We start from the raw sequence: 17,913 nt of genomic DNA, 5'->3' as shown, positions 1-17,913 counted from the left end.
GTGGATCGTGATCCAAGCCTCGACACGCTTCTGGACCTCGACGGACAGATGCTCTTTGTCGATCCCGAGGGCGGCCATTGGGTGAAGTTCGTCGTCACCCGCGTTCCGGCCTCGCCGGAAAAGCCGCACGGCCTCGATTATTCGCTCACGCTTCACGAGCCTTCGGGCGAACGGCTGGTCGGCTTCGACAATGCCCATCCGGTCGGCCGAGGCAGGCGCGGCGCGCCGATGGACCATCGGCACCGCTTTCAGACCGTGAAGCCTTACGCCTACGAGGATGCGGCCACGCTGCTGGCCGACTTCTGGCAGGCCGTGGACGCGGTATTGAAGGAACGAGGTGCCCTATGACCACATTGAAAGTCGGGATTGCCGACTATGAAGAAATGAAGGCCCGCACCATGCGGATCGCGCGCGGCGAGGAAAAACCTGTGCCCAGCGATCCGAAGGTGTGGTTCACCTCGACCGAATCCTTTGCCAAGGTGCTGTCGGCCGGCAACCGCGAACTGCTGCGCATCATCGCCGAGAAAGCCCCGGCATCGCTGGAGGAACTGGCGGAAATCACCGGCCGGGCCGGCTCCAATCTGTCACGCACCCTGAAAACCATGGAGAACTACGGTCTTGTGCGACTCGAACCGGGGCATGGGCGTAAGCTCGCGCCCAAGGTGGTGCATGACCGCGTGGAGCTGGCGTTGCCCCTGATCGACCACCCCAAGATGAAGAAAGCTATGGGAGGCCGACCATGAACATTCACAGCCCAACCACTACCGCCCGCGCCGCGCTCTACCTGCGCGTTTCGACTGCCCGGCAGGCGGAGCATGATATTTCCATTCCCGACCAGAAGCGGCAGGGCGAAGCCTATTGCGAGCAGCGCGGCTATCAGCTCGTTGAGACTTATGTGGAACCGGGCGCAACCGCCACCAACGACAAGCGCCCCGAATTCCAGCGCATGATCGAGGCGGGCACGTCGAAGCCCGCGCCCTTCGACATTGTCGTGGTGCATAGCTTCTCGCGCTTCTTCCGCGATCACTTCGAGATGGAGTTCTACGTTCGCAAGCTGGCGAAGAACGGCGTCAAGCTCGTGTCCATCACGCAGGAAATGGGCGACGATCCCATGCACCAGATGATGCGGCAGATCATGGCGCTGTTCGACGAATACCAGTCCAAGGAGAACGCCAAGCACGTCCTGCGCGCCATGAACGAGAATGCCCGGCAGGGTTTCTGGAACGGCGCACGGCCGCCCATCGGCTATCGCATCGTCGCGGCCGAGCAGCGCGGATCGAAGATCAAGAAGAAGCTGGAGATCGACCCGCTGCACGCCGACACCGTGCGGCTGATCTATCGCCTGTTCCTCGAAGGAGACGGCACGTCCGGCGCGATGGGCGTCAAGGCCATCGCCACCTATCTCAACGAGCGCCGCTTCTTCACCCGCGACGGAGGGCGTTGGGGATTGGCGCAAATCCACGCCATCCTGACCCGCACCACCTATATCGGCGAGCACAGGTTCAACACCCGCTCGCACAAGGATCGGGAGAAGAAGCCGGAGAGCGAGGTCGCCATCATGGCGGTGCCGCCCCTAATCGAGCGCGAGACGTTCGACGCGGTGCAAGCCCGCCTCAAGTCCCGCAATCCCATGGTGACGCCTGCACGTGTCTCCAGCGGCCCGACGCTCCTGACCGGCATTTGCTTCTGCGCCAAGTGCGGGGGAGCGATGACGCTTCGCACCGGCCAAGGCAGCACGGGCGCGACATACCGCTACTATACCTGCTCGACCAAGGCCCGGCAGGGCAAGACCGGCTGCAAGGGTCGCACGATCCCCATGGACAAGCTGGACCATACGGTCGCCGATTATATCGGGGACCGCCTGCTCCTGCCCAAGCGGTTGGAAACCGTCCTTGCCAGCGTCATCGACCGCCGACAGGAACGCACCGAGCGCCGCCGCGAGCATCTTGCCGAGCTTCAAAGGCGAATCACGGAAGCCGACCAGCGGCTCGGCCGTCTCTTTGACGCCATCGAAGCCGGCATGGTGGACAAGGACGACGCCATGGCAAAGGAACGCATGGTGAGCCTCAAGGCATTGCGGGATCAAGCCGCCGCCGACGCGGAGCGCACGCAGCTCGCGCTCGATAGTTCAGGCAATCAGGGCGTCACCCCCGATATGCTCAAGGGGTTTGCCCGCAAAGCCCGTGAACGGATCAGGCTCAACGATGGCGGCTACCGCCGCGACCATCTACGCGCGCTGGCGCAGCGTGTCGAGGTTGCCGACGACGAGGTTCGCATCATGGGATCGAAGTCGGAACTGCTGCGAACGCTGGTCGCCGCTTCAAGCGTAGAAACGGCGGCGTTCGGCGTTCATAGTTCTGTTCTGAAATGGCGCACCCGACACGATTCGAACGTGTGGCCTCCACCTTCGGAGGGTGGCGCTCTATCCAGCTGAGCTACGGGTGCATCGTCGTTTTGATAGTGTGCGAGATCAACCAAGGTCAATCCCGAAACCAGTTACTCGAATCAACGTCATTCATGCGGTTCCGAGGGCCGCCAACTTCCGTCGTTCTTACTCTACAACCTCCTTAAAGTTTGCTTCCGTGGCGCTTCCGCGACCAAGAGAGCGATTTTCACAGTTCTATCGACTTCCACCAATTCCTTGGTTTCTATCGACATTTTCTACACCCACAACAAAGCCACTTGACTTACCTCTGCCTTCGGAGGGCAGCACTCTATCCAGCTGAGCTACGGGTGCCTGGGCCTGTCCTTAGCCGAAGCCTGCGGGGGTTTCAACGCCAAAGGAAAGAACTTCCGCCCCGCAACCAGCGAAAATGCAGGGCCCCGGACGATGCCCATGCCGAGGGGCGCTGAACCTGGGCCGAAGGGTGATACTATCGCGCGACGACGGCAGCCTGCCGGGTTTCGCCGACGCGACGGGGGCGGGGCGAGGATGGCCGCGCTGGACGCCAGCCTGTCGCATGACCTTGGCACCGGCCGCTTATTCGCGCTGCCGGGAAAGACGGCCCCGGAACCATGGCAATCGCGCCGGGGTGAAATGCGGCCGTCTGGGGATGAGGCGGGGTTTCCGACGCCTCAGGCGAACAGCTCGTGTGCAAGCTCCAGCGCCGAGACCAGGGCGTCGACCTCCTCCAGCGTGTTGTAAAGCCCGAAGGAGGCCCGGCAGGAGGCGGTGATTCCAAGATGCGTCATCAGCGGCATGGCGCAATGCGTGCCGGCGCGGACGGCGATGCCGCGTTTGTCCAGGATGGTGGAGATGTCGTGGGCATGGGCCGCGCCCTGCATGGTGAAGGAGAAGATCGCCCCCTTCCCCGCCGAATTCCCCTGCACGTTCAGCCAGTTGAGGCCCTGCAGCCGGTCGCGCGCATAGTCGCGCAGGCTGCGCTCATGCGCGGCGACATTGGCCATGCCGAGGCCCATGAGATAATCCAGCGCCACGCCAAGGCCGATCTGCTGCACGATGCCGGGGGTCCCGGCCTCGAACTTCATCGGCGGGTCGTTCCAGGTGACGGTATCGCGCGTGACCTCGCGGATCATGTCGCCGCCGCCCAGGAAGGGGCGCATCTCGGCCTGGCGCTCGCGCGAGATCCAGATCGCGCCCGAGCCGGAGGGGCCGTAAAGCTTATGCCCGGTGATGGCGTAGAAATCGCAGCCGATGGCCTGCACGTCGACCGGCATGTGCACCGAGGACTGGCTGCCGTCGACGAGGACGGGCACCCCCTTCTCGCGCGCGCCCCGGCAGATCGCGGCGACATCAACCACGGTGCCAAGCACGTTCGACATCTGGGTCACGGCGACCAGCTTCGTCCGGGGGCCGATCGCGCCGATCACCGCCTGCGGGTCCAGGTCGCCGTTGCCGTCCACCTCGACCCATTTCAGCACCACGCCCTGCCGTTCGCGCAGGAAGTGCCAGGGGACGATGTTGGCGTGATGCTCCATCACCGAAAGCACGATCTCGTCGCCCGGCTGCAGGCGCGGCGCGGCCCAGGCATAGGAGACGAGGTTGATCCCCTCGGTCGTGCCGGTGGTGAAGACGATCTCCTCCTCCGACGCGGCGTTCAGGAAGCGGGCGATGGTGCCGCGGGTGGATTCGTATTTCTCGGTCGCGAGGTTCGACAGGTAGTGCAACCCGCGGTGGACGTTGGCGTATTCCTGCGCATAGCCGCGGGTGATCGCGTCGATCACCACCTGCGGCTTCTGCGCGCTGGCGCCGTTGTCCAGATAGACCAGTGGCTTGCCGTTCACCTGGCGCGACAGGATCGGGAAATCGGCGCGGATCTTGGCGAGATCATACATTGGACAGGGCCTCCGGCCCGAGGATGAGGCCCATGAGCAGCGCCGCCAGCAGGGCCGCGGCGAAGGTCGTGACGACCATTCCGGCGAAGACCGCGCCGAGCGATCTGAAGCCGTGCAGTTCGGCGATGAAATTCACCGAGAGCCAGAGGAACAGGCCGAAGCCCACAAGGCCGATCAGCCCGGCGAAGGGCGGGATCAGCACGAAGGCCACCAGTTGCAGGATCTGCACGCCCAGCATCAGGAGTTGCAGCCAGACCACGACCAGCAGCGAATCCGGAAGGTTTCCGCTGCCGCCGAAGGCGCGGCCGACGCGGTAGGTCAGGACGGCGGTCAGGATCAGGATCAGCCATTGCACGACCGCCGTGCGGACCGGGCTGGAGGCAAGAAAACCGGCCATCGGCTCGTCCCCCGGCGGGGCGAGGACGAAGCTGGCCTGCAGGATTAGCGTCGACAGGACCGCCATCAGCAAAAGCCCGGCCGACCGCGCCGAGAGCGGCACGCCCTCGGCCAGAAGCGCGCGGGTGGCGGCGCGGGGATCGCGCAGGGACAGGCGCGCGAGGTCGCGGATGCGGGCGGGCAGTCCGGTCATGCCGCGCCCCCGCGCTCGGCCTCGTGCAGCATGGTGAGCCAGAGCCAGAGAAATGCCGCGCCCACTCCGATCCGCACCGAGGTAAGGGCGGGTCCGGGACCGATCATTCCCGCGACAAGGCCCTGCAACAGCATCAGCGGGCCAACGGTCGCCAGCGCCCAGAACAGGGCGATGCGCGCAGCATACCAGCTGCCCTGCCCTCCCAGCGGGCGGGCGATCAGCCGGCTGATGGCGGCCAGGGCATACCAGAAGGGTATCAAGGCCAGCACCGCCAATCCGAAGGCCAGGATGCGGGGCGCGGCCGAAGCCTCTCCCGCAAGGAAGGCGTCGCGCGCGGCGACGGGCCACAGGCCGACGAAGGCCAGGATCAGGAAGACGAGGAGCAGCGTGAAGGCAAAGGCCTCGGACCTGCCGCGCGCCAGATGGCGGCGCAGCGCCGCGCGCGGCGCGCGCCAGGTCGAGACCAGTTCGGTCGAGACGGTCATCGCCCCGCCTTCGCCGCGTGGCGCGCGAGCCATGCCTCCAGCCGGCCGCGGATGTCCTCGGCGATGGTCTCGTCGGCGATCTCCTGGATCGATTCGGCGAGGAAGGCCAGGACCAGCAGCGCCTGCGCCACGGTGCGCGGCACGCCGCGCGATTGCAGGTAGAACAGCGCCGTCTCGTCGATCGCGCCCGAGGTCGAGCCGTGGCTGCATTTCACGTCGTCGGCGTAGATCTCCAGCTCGGGCTTGGCGAGGAACTGGCTGTCCTCGTCCAGAAGCAGGCTCTGGCTGATCTGGTAGCCGTCGGTCTTCTGCGCGCCGGGCTTCACCAGGATCTTGCCCTGGAACACGCCCGTCGCGCCGTTCATCAACACCTTCTTGAACACCTGCCGGCTTTCGCAGGCCTCGGCGGCATGGGTGATGAAGACGGTATCGTCGTGGTGGAAATCGCCGTCCCCGACCGCTGCCCCGGCGACATGGGCGCGGGCCTCGTCGCCGGTCAGTTCCAGCACCGCCTCGTTCCGGGTCATCCGGCCATTGGCGGTCAGGGTGAAGGAGCGGAACTCGGACCTCGCCCCCAGGCGGGCGAAGATGTGGGTGGCGGCGCGGCGTTCATGGTCGCGGCCCTGGACGCGGATATGGTGGAACTCGGCCCCGTCGGCGACCTCGACCTCCAGCACCTTGGTCAGGCGCGCGGCACCCGGACCGCTTTCCAGAAACGTCAGCGCGGCCCCGGCCTCGACCTTAACGCAATGGTGCAGGATCGCGTCGGAAGTTGCTGATTCATGGACATAATGCAGCGCCACAGGGCGCGCGGCGCGACCCGTCACCCGGATCAGGACACCATCGGTTGCCTCGGCCGTGGCAAGCGCCGCCAGCGGGCGCTGCACCGGAATCTGCCCCCGCGCCTCCAGCACGCCATAGACGCCTTGCGCCCAGTGGATGTCCTTCCCTCCGGCCTCGGCCAGCCGCTCGATCTCGACCCCGGCGAGGGTCGGGTCATCGGATTGCGCCGGATCGAACAGGCCATCGACGAAGACCAGTTTCAGCCGGTCGATCCCGTCGAAGACCGGCGTCTCGTCGCCGGCCGCGAAGGGCGCGGCGGCAGAGACTTCGGGCGAGATCAGGCCCGCCGGATCGGTGTAGCGCCAGTATTCGTCGCGGCGCGCGGGCAGGCCCATGGCCGCAAGCCGGGCCCGCGCCTCGGCCCTTGCCCCGGCCAGCCAGCCCTTGCCCGCATGCTCCGGCATGACCGCCAGCCGCGCCGCGAGCGCGTCTTCCTTGACCTTCGGCAGTGCCATCAGCCCACCTCGTTCAGAATGTCGGCATAGCCGTTGGTTTCGACCTCCAGCGCCAGCTCCGGCCCGCCGGTCTTGACGATCCGCCCCGCCGCCATGATGTGCACCACGTCCGGCTTGATGTGATCGAGAAGCCGCTGATAATGGGTGATGACCAGGAAGGACCGCCCCGCGCTGCGCAGCGCGTTCACGCCGTCCGAGACCAGCTTCATCGCGTCCACGTCCAGGCCGGAGTCGGTCTCGTCCAGGATGCACATCCGGGGCTCCAGCATGGCCATCTGCAGGATTTCGTTGCGCTTCTTCTCGCCGCCCGAGAAGCCGACATTGACCGGACGCTTCAGCATCTCGGCGTCGATCTTCAGCGCCCTGGCCTTCTCGCGCACCAGTTTCAGAAAGTCGCCGGCGGACAGTTCCTCCTCGCCGCGCGCCTTGCGCTGCGCGTTCACCGCCGTCCGCAGGAAGGTCATGTTGCCGACGCCGGGAATCTCGACCGGATACTGGAAGGCCAGGAACAGGCCGGCCGCCGCGCGCGCCTCGGGCTCCATTTCCAGAAGCTCCTGGCCGTCCAGCGTGGCCGAGCCCGCCGTCACCTCATAGCCGTCGCGGCCCGAAAGCACATAGGACAGCGTCGACTTGCCCGAGCCGTTCGGCCCCATGATCGCATGGACCTCGCCCGGACCGATCTTGAGGTCGACGCCGCGGAGGATCACCTTGTCCTCGTCTTCAAGTTTGACGTGCAGGTTGTTGATTTCAAGCATTTTTCTTTTCCTGTATCCGATGTCAGCGCGGGTCCTGGAACCAGCCGATGACCTGGGTGAGCATTTCGGGCGGGATCGGCCCCGGCGTGACGGTGAAGCGCGCCATGCGGCCGACCACCTCTTCCTTGCGGGCCAGTTTCTCGACCGCGTGATAGTATTTGCGGTCCAGGTAATCGTCAAAAAGCACCGTGGTCGGCCGCCGCGCGCGCAGGCGCACCGCCGCCAGGCAGGCGGCGCGGAACCGGCCGTCGATCAGCACGAGGTCGGGCTCGCCCAGATCGGGACGGTCCCAGACCGAAAGCGCATAGCGCGGAAAGCGGGCATGCTGCGCGGCGGTGCGGGGATAGCCCCACTCCTTGGTCGGGCCGATGTCGACATGATGGACGCGGGCCCTGTCCGACACTCCCGCCAGCGCCTCGGCCAGCCTTGCGGCCCAGTCGGGATCGCTTTCCACGCTGACGACCTGCGCCCCGCCCCGCGCGGCCAGCATGGTGGATCCGCCGCTGCCATATTCAAGCACGTTGCGCGCCCCGGCATAGGCCTTGGTCACGAAGGCTGCCTCGAGGTCCGGGAAGGTCAACTCGAATGCAGGCGCGACCGCCTCTGCACGCATGCCTTCCCCCTGCGCCACGTCTTCCTGACTTTCTGTCGGCAGCGCCGCCAGCAGCTTTCGAACCAGGCCATCCGAGACCGCCTTTGCCCTGGCGACGGCGGGATGGGCAAGCAGGCGCTCGATCTCGACGGTCACCGCGTCCTGCCAATACAGGATCGAGCGGTCCGCCTCCTCATTGCGATCATGCTCGCGGAAGAATGCGCCATTGTGCCGGTCATTCGCCTCGCCAGCCGCGTCTGCCTTGTAGCCGCGCCCGCGCTGCTTTTTCAGGGCGAAGAACTCGGGGGTGCGCACGAGGTAATGGTTGATCTGCGCCAGGGCCCAGCCGGATTCCCTGGGCGTCACGGCGTTCGTCCGGCCGAGGGAGGCACCCCGGCTCCAAAGCAGTTGCCGACGCCCCGGACGGCCCGGCTTTCCCGAGCCGGTCAGCACCGCCGCCAGGTCCAGCCCCACCTCGGCGTTGACGAGGGGACGGTGGATTCCGACGCTGGCGAAACCCGCGATCGAGGCGGTCTTGCGGAACAGCGACTTCACTTCGAGATTGCCTTTGAACGGCAGGCCCGACGCCCGTTCGAAGGCAGGGCTCAGGAACCGGCCGGGGAAGGTCGCATGTCCGTTGCTGCCGAAGATGCGCCAGTTGACCAGAAAGCACTGGGCCGCGCCCATGGCGCCGATCAAGGCGTCAAGATTGCGGTCCCCTACGTGGACATTCAGGAATTCGTCCGCATCCAGCCACATGTACCAGTCACCATCGCGGTATCCGATCTCATGCGTGAACGCGGTCGAGGCGACGGTCTGCGGCGATTGCCCCGCTTCGACGGAGGTCCGCAGGTGCCGGATCTCGCCCGCCTCGGCCAGTGCAGCCAGCAATTCCTCCATGCCGTCGTTCGACGGATTGGAGCAGATCACGATGTCGTCGAAACCGATGAGCTTGTGATAGGCGACCCATTCCAGCAGGAACGGCGCCTCGTTCTTCATGGCCGAGAACAGCACCTTCCTTGTCGCGGCAACCGGATGGCCGACGACCTCGGCCACCCCCGCAAGGGCCGCAGAGTTTGCCGGCGCATCCATCACCCGACCGAGCCTTCCAGGCTGATCGCAACCAGGCTCTGCGCCTCCATGGCGAATTCCATCGGCAGGGCCTGAAGGACCTCCTTGCAGAAGCCGTTCACCACCAGGGCGACCGCCTCCTCCTCGTCCATGCCACGGCTGCGGCAGTAGAAAAGCTGGTCGTCATCCACCTTGGAGGTGGTCGCTTCGTGTTCGACGCGGCTGGAATTGTTGCGCACTTCGATATAGGGCACGGTATGCGCCCCGCATTTGTCGCCGATGAGGAGACTGTCGCACTGGGTATAGTTGCGGCTGTCCTTGGCCTTGGGGTGCATCGACACGAGGCCCCGATAGGTGTTCTGCGCCCGGCCCGCCGAGATGCCCTTGGACACGATGCGCGACTTGGTGCGCTTGCCGAGGTGGACCATCTTGGTCCCGGTATCGGCCTGCTGGGCGTTGTTGGCGATGGCGATCGAGTAGAACTCGCCCTGGGAATCATCGCCGCGCAGGATGCAGGAGGGGTATTTCCAGGTGATCGCCGAGCCGGTTTCCACCTGCGTCCACATCACCTTGGCCCGGTCGCCCCGGCAATCGGCGCGCTTGGTGACGAAGTTGTAGATGCCCCCCACCCCGTTCTCGTCGCCCGGATACCAGTTCTGCACCGTGGAATATTTCACCTCGGCATCCTTCAGGATCACGATCTCGACCACGGCGGCGTGCAATTGGTGGATATCGCGCTTTGGCGCGGTGCAGCCCTCCAGGTAGCTGACGTAAGAGCCTTCGTCGGCGATGATCAGCGTGCGCTCGAACTGGCCGGTGTTCTCGGCATTGATGCGGAAATAGGTCGAGAGTTCCATCGGGCAGCGGGTGCCCTTGGGGATGTAGACGAAGGAGCCGTCGCTGAAGACGGCGCTGTTCAGGGTGGCGAAGAAGTTGTCCGACTGCGGCACGACGCTGCCCAGATACTGTTTCACCAGTTCGGGATAGTCGCGGATCGCCTCCGAGATCGGGCAGAAGATCACGCCGGCCTTGGCCAGTTCCGCCTTGAAGGTGGTGCCCACGGAAACCGAATCGAAGACCGCGTCCACCGCCACCTTGCGGGGTTCCGCCTCACCTTCGACTCCGGCCAGAAGCATCTGTTCCTTCAGCGGAATCCCGAGTTTCGCATAGGTGGCCAGCAGCTTCGGGTCGACCTCGTCCAGCGACTTCGGCTTCGAGGACATGCTCTTGGGCTTGGCGTAGTAATACTGGTCCTGATAGTCGATCTCGGGATAGTTCAGCATCGCCCAGCGGGGTTCTTCCATCTGCACCCAGCGCCGATAGGCGGCGAGACGCCAGTCCAGCATCCATTCCGGCTCGCCGTTCTTCTGGCTGATCAGGCGGACGATGTCCTCGCTGATGCCCTTCGGGGCGTATTCCGTCTCGATCTCGGTTTCCCAGCCGTATTTGTACTTGCCGGCCATCGCCTGCACGGTCTCGATCGTCTCGCGGTCGACGCCCTCGCGGATATCCTGGCTCGTCTCGAGAATGGCGGTCATCGGCGTTTCCTTTCAGGCGGCCCGGGTTCGGGCCTTGGCATAGGCGGCGGTCCAGGCTTTTGCAAACCGCTGCACGTCATCTTTCGTTACCCCGGGCCCGATCGAGACCCGGATCGCCTGCGCGGCACGGGCCTCGTCGAAACCCATCGCCGTCAGGACGCGGCTGGCCCGCACCTTGCCGCTGGAACAGGCCGAGCCCGCCGAGACGGCGAACCCCGCAAGGTCCATCGCCATGACCTGAGTCTCGCCCTTCCAGCCGGGGGCGATCAGGCACAGCGTGTTCGGCAGTCTAGGCGAACCATTTCCGACCGAAATAGTCTCTTTTGTCGCAGCAGACAACTCCGATTCTAGAATATTTCTAATCTGGGCGACTTCCTCCCAGATCCCGCCCGCCAGATCGCGCTGCGCGGCCTCGGCGGCGGCGGCGAAACCGGCGATGCCGATCAGGTTCTCGGTCCCGGCACGGCGGCCCATCTCCTGCCCGCCGCCCCGCAGCTGCGCGGGAACCTCGATCCCTTGCCGCACCACCAGCGCGCCGATGCCCTTGGGCCCGCCCAGCTTGTGCGCGCTGACCAGCCCCATGTCGCAGCCCAGCCAGTTGAAGGCAAAGGGCACCTTGCCGAAGGCCTGCGTCAGATCGCTGACCGCCAGCCCCTGCGGCAGGTCCTGCAGCACCCCGGTCTCGGAATTCGCCAGTTGCAGCGCCGTGCGGCCCGGATCGGCGACCGTGACCCTGCCCTGCCCGTCCACCGGCAACGACGGCTCGCACCAGGCCGCCACCGCATCATGCTCCACACCCGCGCAGGAAAGCCCGCGCCCCGCGCAGGCCAGGGCCGCCGCCTCGGTCGCGCCCGAGGTGAAGACGACATCCGCCCCCTCGGCCCCCAGCGCCGCCGCGATCTTCGCGCGGCTGCGTTCCATCAGCGCCTTGGCCGCCCGCCCCTCGGCATGGACCGAGGACGGGTTCCCCACCACCTCCATCGCCGCGACCATCGCCGCCCTGGCCTCGGGCCGCAAAGGCGTGGTCGCGTTCCAGTCGAGATAGAGCCGGGTCATGCCGCTGCCTCTTGGCGAAAATACGCCACGGGAGGTCCGGAGAAACCCTCCGGGGCCGGGCAAGGGCGCAACGCCCTCATTCCTCGTCCACCACGCGGAACAGGCTTGGCACCGCGGGGCACGGCGTCAGGTCGTTCTTCACCACATCCGACAGCCGCACCTGGTGCAGGAAGACATAGACATTCGCCGACAGGCTCTCCCACAGCCGGTTGGTCAGCGATTGCGCCCGCGTGCCCGACAGCCCGCCCGAGGCCCCCGCCCCGGTATGCATCGCGTCCACCGTCTCCTCGACCGCCTGCATCACGTCCGAGATGCGGATCTGGTCCGGCGAGCGGGCCAGCTTGTAGCCGCCGCCGGGACCGCGCACCGCCTCGACCAGGCCGGCGCGGCGGAGTTTCACGAAAAGCTGCTCCAGATAGGGCAGCGAGATGTCCTGGCGCCGGGAAATCTCGGCCAGCGAGACCAGATCGTCGCCGCCCGCCTTCGCCTCGGCCAGCGCCAGGTCGGCCAGCGCCACCATCGCATAACGTCCCTTGGTCGAAAGCTTCATCGGCCCCTCCTGCCTTACCGCGCGGGCATGACCGCCATGCCAAGCCGATTGACGACGCGCGCCGCGAGCATTACCTGAAACCCGACCCCTCGAACAGGCGGCCCGGCCGTCTTTAGAATGGTTCTATTTTACCCGAGCGAAAGCGTCAAGAAACCGCGCGCTCCCGCATGAGAAGAGGCCCATGCCCGAGGTTATTTTTGCCGGCCCCGACGGTCGCCTGGAAGGCCGCTACCATCCGCAGAAGGAACGCGACGCGCCGATCGCCATCGTGCTGCATCCGCATCCCGCCTATGGCGGGACGATGAACAACAAGGTCGTCTACAACCTGCATTATGCCTTCTACAACCTGGGCTTCACCGTCCTGCGCTTCAACTTCCGCGGCGTGGGGCGCAGCCAGGGCGAATACGACCAGGGGATCGGCGAGTTGTCCGATGCGGCCTCGGCGCTGGATTACCTGCAGTCGATGAACCAGAACGCCAAGCATTGCTGGGTCGCGGGCTTCTCCTTCGGGGCCTGGATCGGGATGCAGCTTCTGATGCGGCGGCCCGAGATCACCGGCTTCGTCTCGGTCGCGCCGCCGGCGAACCTGTACGACTTCAGCTTCCTCGCACCCTGCCCCTCCTCGGGGCTGATCATCAACGGCACCGCCGACAAGGTGGCCCCGCCCAAGGACACCCGCACGCTGGTCTCCAAGCTGCATGAGCAGAAGGGGATCACCATCACCCATGCCGAGATCGAGGGCGCGGACCACTTCTTCAAGGACGAAGAGGCGCATATGCAGCCGATGATCCAGACGGTCAGCGATTATGTCCGCCGCCGCATGGGCGAGGCCTCGCGCTGAGATGACCAAGCTTCAGGACCTCGCCGACCAGCTGGCCGAAGACGTCCTCGCCGCCGAGGCGGAACTGGACGACGACCGCTTCTACGAGAAGGTGGCCAAGGTGCTGATGGCGGCCTCGCCCACCTTCCAGGAGGCCTATATCACCTCGATCCGCGTCCGCCTGGCCGAGCGCCGGGGCCGCGAGTTCCTGGAAAAGGCGCTGGCGGCCAAGCGGGGCGAGATCGCGGAGGAACCCGTGGCCCCGGTCGATTTCGGCGGCATGGGCCATTGAGCGAGCGGCTGGAAGCCCAGTTCGCCTTCCTGAACGAGGCCGACCGGCTGAAATCGGTGCTGCGCGCGACGACCCTGGTCGACGGGTCGCGGCCCGAGAATTCCGGCGAGCATTCCTGGCACCTGGCGCTTTACGCGCTGGTTCTGGCCGACCAGGCCGGGCCGGGGGTCAGCGTCGACCGGGTGATCCGCATGCTGATCCTGCATGACCTGGTCGAGATCGACACCGGCGACGTGCCGATCCATGCCCGGAACGGCCAGGCCCATGCCAGCCCCGAGACGCTGGCCGCCGAGGCAAAGGCCGCCGACCGGATCTTCGGCCTGCTGCCCCCCGACCTTGGCACCAGCCTGCGCGCGCTCTGGGAGGAGTTCGAGGCGGCCGAGACGCCCGACGCCCGCTTCGCCAAGTCGCTGGACCGCGTGCAGCCGGTGATGGCGAACCTGATGTCGGGCGGCGGGACCTGGGCCAGCTACGAGGTCACCTATGCACAGCTGGAATCGCGCGTGGGCGTGAAGATCGCCCGCGGCGCGCCGGCGCTTTGGGACTGGGTGAAGGAAAAGGCCCGGCCCTGGTTCGGCTGACCCCTCCTCGTTCGACTGCGTCTCCTCGTCGGCCGCGCGGCGAGGAGTGACGAAGTCATCGACGAGCGGGTCGGCGAAACTTTCGGTATACAATCGCATACCGCACTTCCCAAGCCTGCGCTTTTCCGCTAAGACAGCCGCAATCGAATCCCCCGACCGGAGAAACCCATGTCGAAGATCAAGGTAGCCAACCCCGTCGTCGAGCTTGACGGCGACGAGATGACCCGGATCATCTGGGACTTCATCAAGCAGAAGCTGATCCTGCCCTATCTCGACATCGACCTGAAATACTACGACCTCGGGATCGAGGAGCGCGACCGCACCGACGACCAGATCACCATCGACGCGGCGAACGCCATCAAGCAGTATGGCGTCGGCGTCAAATGCGCGACGATCACCCCGGACGAGCAGCGGGTCGAGGAATTCGGCCTGAAGCAGATGTGGAAATCGCCGAACGGCACGATCCGCAACATCCTGGGCGGCGTGATCTTCCGCGAGCCGATCATCTGCAAGAACGTGCCGCGCCTGGTGCCGCACTGGACCCAGCCCATCGTCGTCGGCCGCCACGCCTTCGGCGACCAGTACCGCGCGACCGACTTCCGCTTCCCCGGCAAGGGCAAGCTCACGATGAAATATGTGGGCGACGACGGCACCGTGATCGAGAAGGACGTCTATTCCGCGCCGTCTGCGGGCGTCTACATGGGGATGTACAACCTCGACGACTCGATCACCGACTTCGCCCGCGCCTCGCTGAACTACGGGCTGGTGCGGGGCGTGCCGGTCTATCTGTCGACCAAGAACACCATCCTCAAGGCCTATGACGGCCGCTTCAAGGACATCTTCCAAGCCGTCTTCGACGCGGAATTCGCGGACGAGTTCAAGAAGCGCGGGCTGACCTACGAACACCGGCTGATCGACGACATGGTGGCCTCGGCGCTGAAATGGTCGGGCGGCTATGTCTGGGCCTGCAAGAACTATGACGGCGACGTGCAGTCCGACATCGTGGCGCAGGGCTTCGGCTCGCTGGGCCTGATGACCTCGGTCCTGATGACCCCCGATGGCAAGATCGTGGAAGCGGAAGCCGCCCACGGCACCGTGACCCGCCACTACCGCGAACACCAGAAGGGCAAGCAGACCTCGACCAACTCCATCGCCTCGATCTATGCCTGGACCGGCGGCCTGAAGCACCGCGCGACGCTGGACAACAACGAGGCGCTGATGCGCTTTGCCACCACGCTGGAGAAGGTCACCGTCGATACCGTGGAAGACGGCCACATGACCAAGGACCTGGCGCTGCTCGTGGGACCGGATCAGAAATGGCTGACCACGATGGGCTATCTGGAAAAGGTCGACGAATACCTGAACAAGGCCCTGAAGGGGTAAACGGGATGGTGCGCTGCAGCGCACCCTGCGCTGACGGGCCGGGGGCAATCCCGGCCCTTTTCGTTGCGTGGTTTGCCCCTTTCGTCGACCGGCCCGCTCGGCTATGTCGGCGGCGATGACCGATGCGCGCCGCCACAACCTGATCGAGGATGCCCAGGGCATCGCCTATGGCGCGACCATGGCGGCCTTCGGCATCGTGATCCTGACCCATCTCGGCCTCGTGACCGGACAGACGGCGGGGCTGGCGGTGCTGATCTCCTATGCGACCGGATGGAATTTCGGGCCGGTCTTCTTCGCGATCAACCTGCCCTTCTACCTTCTGGGCTATCTGCGGATGGGGCTGGCCTTCACCGTCAAGACCTTCCTTGCGGTCGGCCTCCTCTCGGCGCTCAGCCTCTGGCTGCCGGGACAGGTCGCCTTTGCCACGCTGAACCCCTGGCTGGGCGCGGTGCTCTTCGGCTTCGTCTCCGGCTCGGCCTTGCTGGCGCTGTTCCGGCACGGGGCCAGCCTTGGCGGGATCGGAATCGTCGCCGTCCTGTTGCAGGACCGGCTGGGCTGGCGGGCGGGCTGGGTGCAGCTTGCCTTCGACGCCGTGCTCTTCGCGGCGGCCTTCCTGGTGATCGAGGCGCGGCTGGTGCTGGTCAGCTTCCTCGGCGCCCTGGTGGTGAACCTGGTCATCGCGATCAACCACCGCCGCGACCGCTATGTGGTGGCCTGACCGGGCTCCCTCTGGCGGCCTGAGCAAAAACCCTGTAAGGCCGCGCCAATCTCATTGGAAACCGGACCCCATGGACCTGCGAAACATCGCGATCATCGCCCACGTCGACCACGGCAAGACCACGCTGGTGGACGAGCTTCTGAAGCAGAGCGGGTCCTTCCGCGACAACCAGGCGCTGACCGAACGCGCCATGGACTCGAACGACATCGAGCGCGAGCGCGGGATCACCATCCTGGCCAAGGCGACCTCGGTCGAGTGGAAGGGGATGCGGATCAACATCGTCGACACCCCCGGCCACGCCGATTTCGGCGGCGAGGTGGAGCGGATCCTGAACATGGTCGACGGCGTCTGCCTTCTGGTCGATGCCGCCGAGGGCCCGATGCCGCAGACCAAGTTCGTGCTGACCAAGGCATTGGCCCTCGGCCTGCGCCCGATCGTGGTGCTGAACAAGGTCGACAAGCCCGACGCCGAGCCCGACCGCGCGCTGAACGAGGTCTTCGACCTGTTCGCCAACCTCGGCGCCACCGACGAACAGCTTGATTTCCCGCATGTCTATGCCTCGGGCCGCTCGGGCTGGGCCGACATGGAGCTGGACGGGCCGCGGAAAGACCTTTCCGCGCTGTTCGAATTGATCGTGCGCCACGTCCCCGCCCCGAAGCAGATCGCGCGCCAGGAAGAGCCCTTCTCCATGCTCGCGACCACGCTGTCCGCGGATCCCTACCTTGGCCGCATCCTGACCGGCCGGGTGGAATCGGGCAAGATCGCCACCGGGACCACGCTGAAGGCCCTGTCGCGCACCGGCGACCGGATCGAGCAGTTCCGCGTGACCAAGATCCTCGCCTTCCGGGGCCTGTCGCAGCAGCCGATCGACGAGGCCGTCGCGGGCGACATCGTCACCCTGGCCGGCATGACCAAGGCCACCGTGGCCGACACGCTCTGCGCGCTGGAGATCGACACCGCCCTGCCCGCCCAGCCGATCGACCCGCCGACCATCACCGTGACCTTCGGCATCAACGACTCGCCCCTGGCGGGCCGCGACGGCAACAAGGTGCAGTCCCGCGTCATCCGCGACCGGCTGATGAAGGAGGCCGAGGTCAACGTCGCGATCAAGGTCGCCGATACGCCCGGCGGCGAGGCCTTCGAGGTCTCGGGCCGGGGCGAATTGCAGATGGGCGTGCTGATCGAGAACATGCGCCGCGAGGGCTTTGAACTCTCGATCTCGCGCCCCCGCGTGATCATGCAGGAGGAAGGCGGCGTCCGGCAGGAGCCGATCGAGGAGGTCATCGTCGACGTGGACGACGAATATTCCGGCGCCGTCATCGACAAGCTGACCGGCGAGCGCAAGGGCGACCTGGTCGAGATGAAGCCCGCCGGCGTCGGCAAGACCCGGATCATCGCCCATGTCCCCTCGCGCGGGCTGATCGGCTATCAGGGCCAGTTCCTGACCGATACCCGCGGCACCGGCGTTCTCAACCGCATCTTCCACGGCTGGGCGCCGCACAAGGGCCCGATCCAGGGCCGTCGCCAGGGGGTGCTGATCTCGACCGAAAGCGGCGTTTCCGTCGCCTATGCTTTGTGGAACCTCGAGGACCGGGGCCGGATGTTCATCGGGCCGCAGGAACAGGTCTATGTCGGCATGATCATCGGCGAGCACAGCCGGGACAACGACCTGGAAGTGAACCCGCTGAAGGGCAAGAAGCTGACCAACGTCCGCGCCTCGGGCACGGATGAAGCCGTCCGCCTGACGCCGCATATCAGGATGAGCCTGGAAGAGGCGATCGCCTATATCGACGACGATGAACTGGTCGAGGTGACGCCGAAGATCATTCGCCTGCGCAAGCGCGAACTGGATCCGAACGAGCGGAAACGGGCCTCGCGGAAGGAGTGAC

Annotated in this window: 17 protein-coding genes, 1 tRNA gene and 1 pseudogene; 9 read left to right on the top strand and 10 right to left on the bottom strand. The window is 65.9% G+C overall.

Features of this window, described 5'->3' with window-relative positions:
• The 3 genes and pseudogenes from ACE3UA_RS12135 to ACE3UA_RS12125 form a co-directional block, all read left to right on the top strand.
• Complete coding sequence (locus ACE3UA_RS12135) at nt 1–348, top strand: DUF6516 family protein (RefSeq protein WP_374645439.1); 348 nt, start codon at nt 1–3, stop codon at nt 346–348.
• The gene (locus ACE3UA_RS12130) at nt 345–743 is read left to right on the top strand and encodes a helix-turn-helix domain-containing protein (protein ID WP_183794222.1); all 399 of its coding nucleotides are present in this window, start codon (nt 345–347) and stop codon (nt 741–743) included. Before ACE3UA_RS12135 ends, ACE3UA_RS12130 begins: the two co-directional genes overlap by 4 nt.
• A pseudogene (locus ACE3UA_RS12125) lies at nt 740–1,792 on the top strand (recombinase family protein); the annotation flags it as partial. The gene ACE3UA_RS12130 and the pseudogene ACE3UA_RS12125, both read left to right, overlap by 4 nt.
• Nucleotides 1,793–2,368: 576 nt before the next feature.
• On the opposite strand, the gene ACE3UA_RS12120 reads toward ACE3UA_RS12125, so the two are convergent.
• From ACE3UA_RS12120 to ACE3UA_RS12075, 10 genes are all read right to left on the bottom strand, one after another.
• A tRNA-Arg gene (locus tag ACE3UA_RS12120) sits at nt 2,369–2,445 on the bottom strand.
• A 630-nt stretch (nt 2,446–3,075) separates the two neighbouring features.
• Complete coding sequence (locus ACE3UA_RS12115) at nt 3,076–4,296, bottom strand: cysteine desulfurase (protein WP_374645437.1); 1,221 nt, start codon at nt 4,294–4,296, stop codon at nt 3,076–3,078.
• A complete protein-coding gene (locus ACE3UA_RS12110) occupies nt 4,289–4,885 on the bottom strand; it encodes a YIP1 family protein (protein WP_374645435.1) in 597 nt (198 codons plus the stop codon). The genes ACE3UA_RS12115 and ACE3UA_RS12110 overlap by 8 nt, the downstream gene beginning before the upstream one ends.
• Nucleotides 4,882–5,370 (bottom strand): YIP1 family protein, encoded by a 489-nt coding sequence (locus ACE3UA_RS12105; RefSeq protein WP_374645433.1) that lies wholly within the window; start codon nt 5,368–5,370, stop codon nt 4,882–4,884. The genes ACE3UA_RS12110 and ACE3UA_RS12105 overlap by 4 nt, the downstream gene beginning before the upstream one ends.
• Nucleotides 5,367–6,668 carry a Fe-S cluster assembly protein SufD gene (gene sufD / locus ACE3UA_RS12100; RefSeq protein ID WP_374645431.1) on the bottom strand — a complete coding sequence of 434 codons (1,302 nt, stop codon included), beginning with the start codon at nt 6,666–6,668 and terminating at the stop codon, nt 5,367–5,369. The genes ACE3UA_RS12105 and sufD overlap by 4 nt, the downstream gene beginning before the upstream one ends.
• Nucleotides 6,668–7,423 (bottom strand): Fe-S cluster assembly ATPase SufC, encoded by a 756-nt coding sequence (gene sufC / locus ACE3UA_RS12095; protein WP_374645429.1) that lies wholly within the window; start codon nt 7,421–7,423, stop codon nt 6,668–6,670. Before sufC ends, sufD begins: the two co-directional genes overlap by 1 nt.
• A 22-nt stretch (nt 7,424–7,445) precedes the next feature.
• Nucleotides 7,446–9,107 carry a glycosyltransferase family 2 protein gene (locus tag ACE3UA_RS12090; RefSeq protein WP_374645427.1) on the bottom strand — a complete coding sequence of 554 codons (1,662 nt, stop codon included), beginning with the start codon at nt 9,105–9,107 and terminating at the stop codon, nt 7,446–7,448.
• The gene (gene sufB, locus ACE3UA_RS12085; protein WP_374645425.1) at nt 9,107–10,624 is read right to left on the bottom strand and encodes a Fe-S cluster assembly protein SufB; all 1,518 of its coding nucleotides are present in this window, start codon (nt 10,622–10,624) and stop codon (nt 9,107–9,109) included. The genes ACE3UA_RS12090 and sufB overlap by 1 nt, the downstream gene beginning before the upstream one ends.
• A 12-nt stretch (nt 10,625–10,636) precedes the next feature.
• Entirely contained in the window at nt 10,637–11,680 is a 1,044-nt protein-coding gene (locus tag ACE3UA_RS12080) for a cysteine desulfurase family protein (protein WP_374645423.1), read from the bottom strand.
• A gap of 76 nt (nt 11,681–11,756) precedes the next feature.
• Nucleotides 11,757–12,230 carry an Rrf2 family transcriptional regulator gene (locus ACE3UA_RS12075; RefSeq protein ID WP_197641745.1) on the bottom strand — a complete coding sequence of 158 codons (474 nt, stop codon included), beginning with the start codon at nt 12,228–12,230 and terminating at the stop codon, nt 11,757–11,759.
• Nucleotides 12,231–12,411: 181 nt separating this feature from the next.
• Here ACE3UA_RS12075 and ACE3UA_RS12070 point away from each other — a divergent pair, with 181 nt between their 5' ends.
• The 6 genes from ACE3UA_RS12070 (at nt 12,412) to typA (ending at nt 17,912) form a co-directional block, all read left to right on the top strand.
• Nucleotides 12,412–13,071, top strand: a complete 660-nt coding sequence (locus tag ACE3UA_RS12070) for an alpha/beta hydrolase (protein WP_374645421.1) — start codon at nt 12,412–12,414, stop codon at nt 13,069–13,071.
• Nucleotide 13,072: 1 nt separating this feature from the next.
• Nucleotides 13,073–13,342: a hypothetical protein gene (locus ACE3UA_RS12065; RefSeq protein WP_374645419.1), complete on the top strand. Its 270-nt coding sequence runs from the start codon at nt 13,073–13,075 to the stop codon at nt 13,340–13,342.
• Nucleotides 13,339–13,923, top strand: a complete 585-nt coding sequence (locus ACE3UA_RS12060; RefSeq protein ID WP_374645417.1) for an HD family hydrolase — start codon at nt 13,339–13,341, stop codon at nt 13,921–13,923. Before ACE3UA_RS12065 ends, ACE3UA_RS12060 begins: the two co-directional genes overlap by 4 nt.
• A gap of 168 nt (nt 13,924–14,091) precedes the next feature.
• Nucleotides 14,092–15,306 (top strand): NADP-dependent isocitrate dehydrogenase, encoded by a 1,215-nt coding sequence (locus ACE3UA_RS12055; protein ID WP_374645415.1) that lies wholly within the window; start codon nt 14,092–14,094, stop codon nt 15,304–15,306.
• A gap of 115 nt (nt 15,307–15,421) precedes the next feature.
• The gene (locus tag ACE3UA_RS12050; RefSeq protein ID WP_374645413.1) at nt 15,422–16,024 is read left to right on the top strand and encodes a YitT family protein; all 603 of its coding nucleotides are present in this window, start codon (nt 15,422–15,424) and stop codon (nt 16,022–16,024) included.
• 70 nt (nt 16,025–16,094) lie between these two features.
• Entirely contained in the window at nt 16,095–17,912 is a 1,818-nt protein-coding gene (gene typA, locus ACE3UA_RS12045) for a translational GTPase TypA (protein ID WP_374645411.1), read from the top strand.
• The last annotated feature ends 1 nt before the right edge of the window (nt 17,913 follow it).

The organism is Tabrizicola sp. (assembly GCF_041919135.1).
In the GTDB taxonomy this organism is placed as follows: domain Bacteria; phylum Pseudomonadota; class Alphaproteobacteria; order Rhodobacterales; family Rhodobacteraceae; genus Tabrizicola.
Note: the sequence above shows the minus strand (reverse complement) of the source record. Positions and strands in the feature narration are given on the sequence as shown.

What these genes read in the sequence shown, in the direction of transcription:
- ACE3UA_RS12130 (WP_183794222.1), top strand. Translation starts at nt 345, where the DNA reads ATGACCACATTGAAAGTCGGGATTGCCGACTATGAAGAAATGAAGGCC.
- ACE3UA_RS12115 (WP_374645437.1), bottom strand. Translation starts at nt 4,296, where the DNA reads ATGTATGATCTCGCCAAGATCCGCGCCGATTTCCCGATCCTGTCGCGC.
- ACE3UA_RS12110 (WP_374645435.1), bottom strand. Translation starts at nt 4,885, where the DNA reads ATGACCGGACTGCCCGCCCGCATCCGCGACCTCGCGCGCCTGTCCCTG.
- ACE3UA_RS12105 (WP_374645433.1), bottom strand. Translation starts at nt 5,370, where the DNA reads ATGACCGTCTCGACCGAACTGGTCTCGACCTGGCGCGCGCCGCGCGCG.
- sufD (WP_374645431.1), bottom strand. Translation starts at nt 6,668, where the DNA reads ATGGCACTGCCGAAGGTCAAGGAAGACGCGCTCGCGGCGCGGCTGGCG.
- sufC (WP_374645429.1), bottom strand. Translation starts at nt 7,423, where the DNA reads ATGCTTGAAATCAACAACCTGCACGTCAAACTTGAAGACGAGGACAAG.
- ACE3UA_RS12090 (WP_374645427.1), bottom strand. Translation starts at nt 9,107, where the DNA reads ATGGATGCGCCGGCAAACTCTGCGGCCCTTGCGGGGGTGGCCGAGGTC.
- sufB (WP_374645425.1), bottom strand. Translation starts at nt 10,624, where the DNA reads ATGACCGCCATTCTCGAGACGAGCCAGGATATCCGCGAGGGCGTCGAC.
- ACE3UA_RS12080 (WP_374645423.1), bottom strand. Translation starts at nt 11,680, where the DNA reads ATGACCCGGCTCTATCTCGACTGGAACGCGACCACGCCTTTGCGGCCC.
- ACE3UA_RS12075 (WP_197641745.1), bottom strand. Translation starts at nt 12,230, where the DNA reads ATGAAGCTTTCGACCAAGGGACGTTATGCGATGGTGGCGCTGGCCGAC.
- ACE3UA_RS12070 (WP_374645421.1), top strand. Translation starts at nt 12,412, where the DNA reads ATGCCCGAGGTTATTTTTGCCGGCCCCGACGGTCGCCTGGAAGGCCGC.
- ACE3UA_RS12065 (WP_374645419.1), top strand. Translation starts at nt 13,073, where the DNA reads ATGACCAAGCTTCAGGACCTCGCCGACCAGCTGGCCGAAGACGTCCTC.
- ACE3UA_RS12055 (WP_374645415.1), top strand. Translation starts at nt 14,092, where the DNA reads ATGTCGAAGATCAAGGTAGCCAACCCCGTCGTCGAGCTTGACGGCGAC.
- ACE3UA_RS12050 (WP_374645413.1), top strand. Translation starts at nt 15,422, where the DNA reads ATGACCGATGCGCGCCGCCACAACCTGATCGAGGATGCCCAGGGCATC.
- typA (WP_374645411.1), top strand. Translation starts at nt 16,095, where the DNA reads ATGGACCTGCGAAACATCGCGATCATCGCCCACGTCGACCACGGCAAG.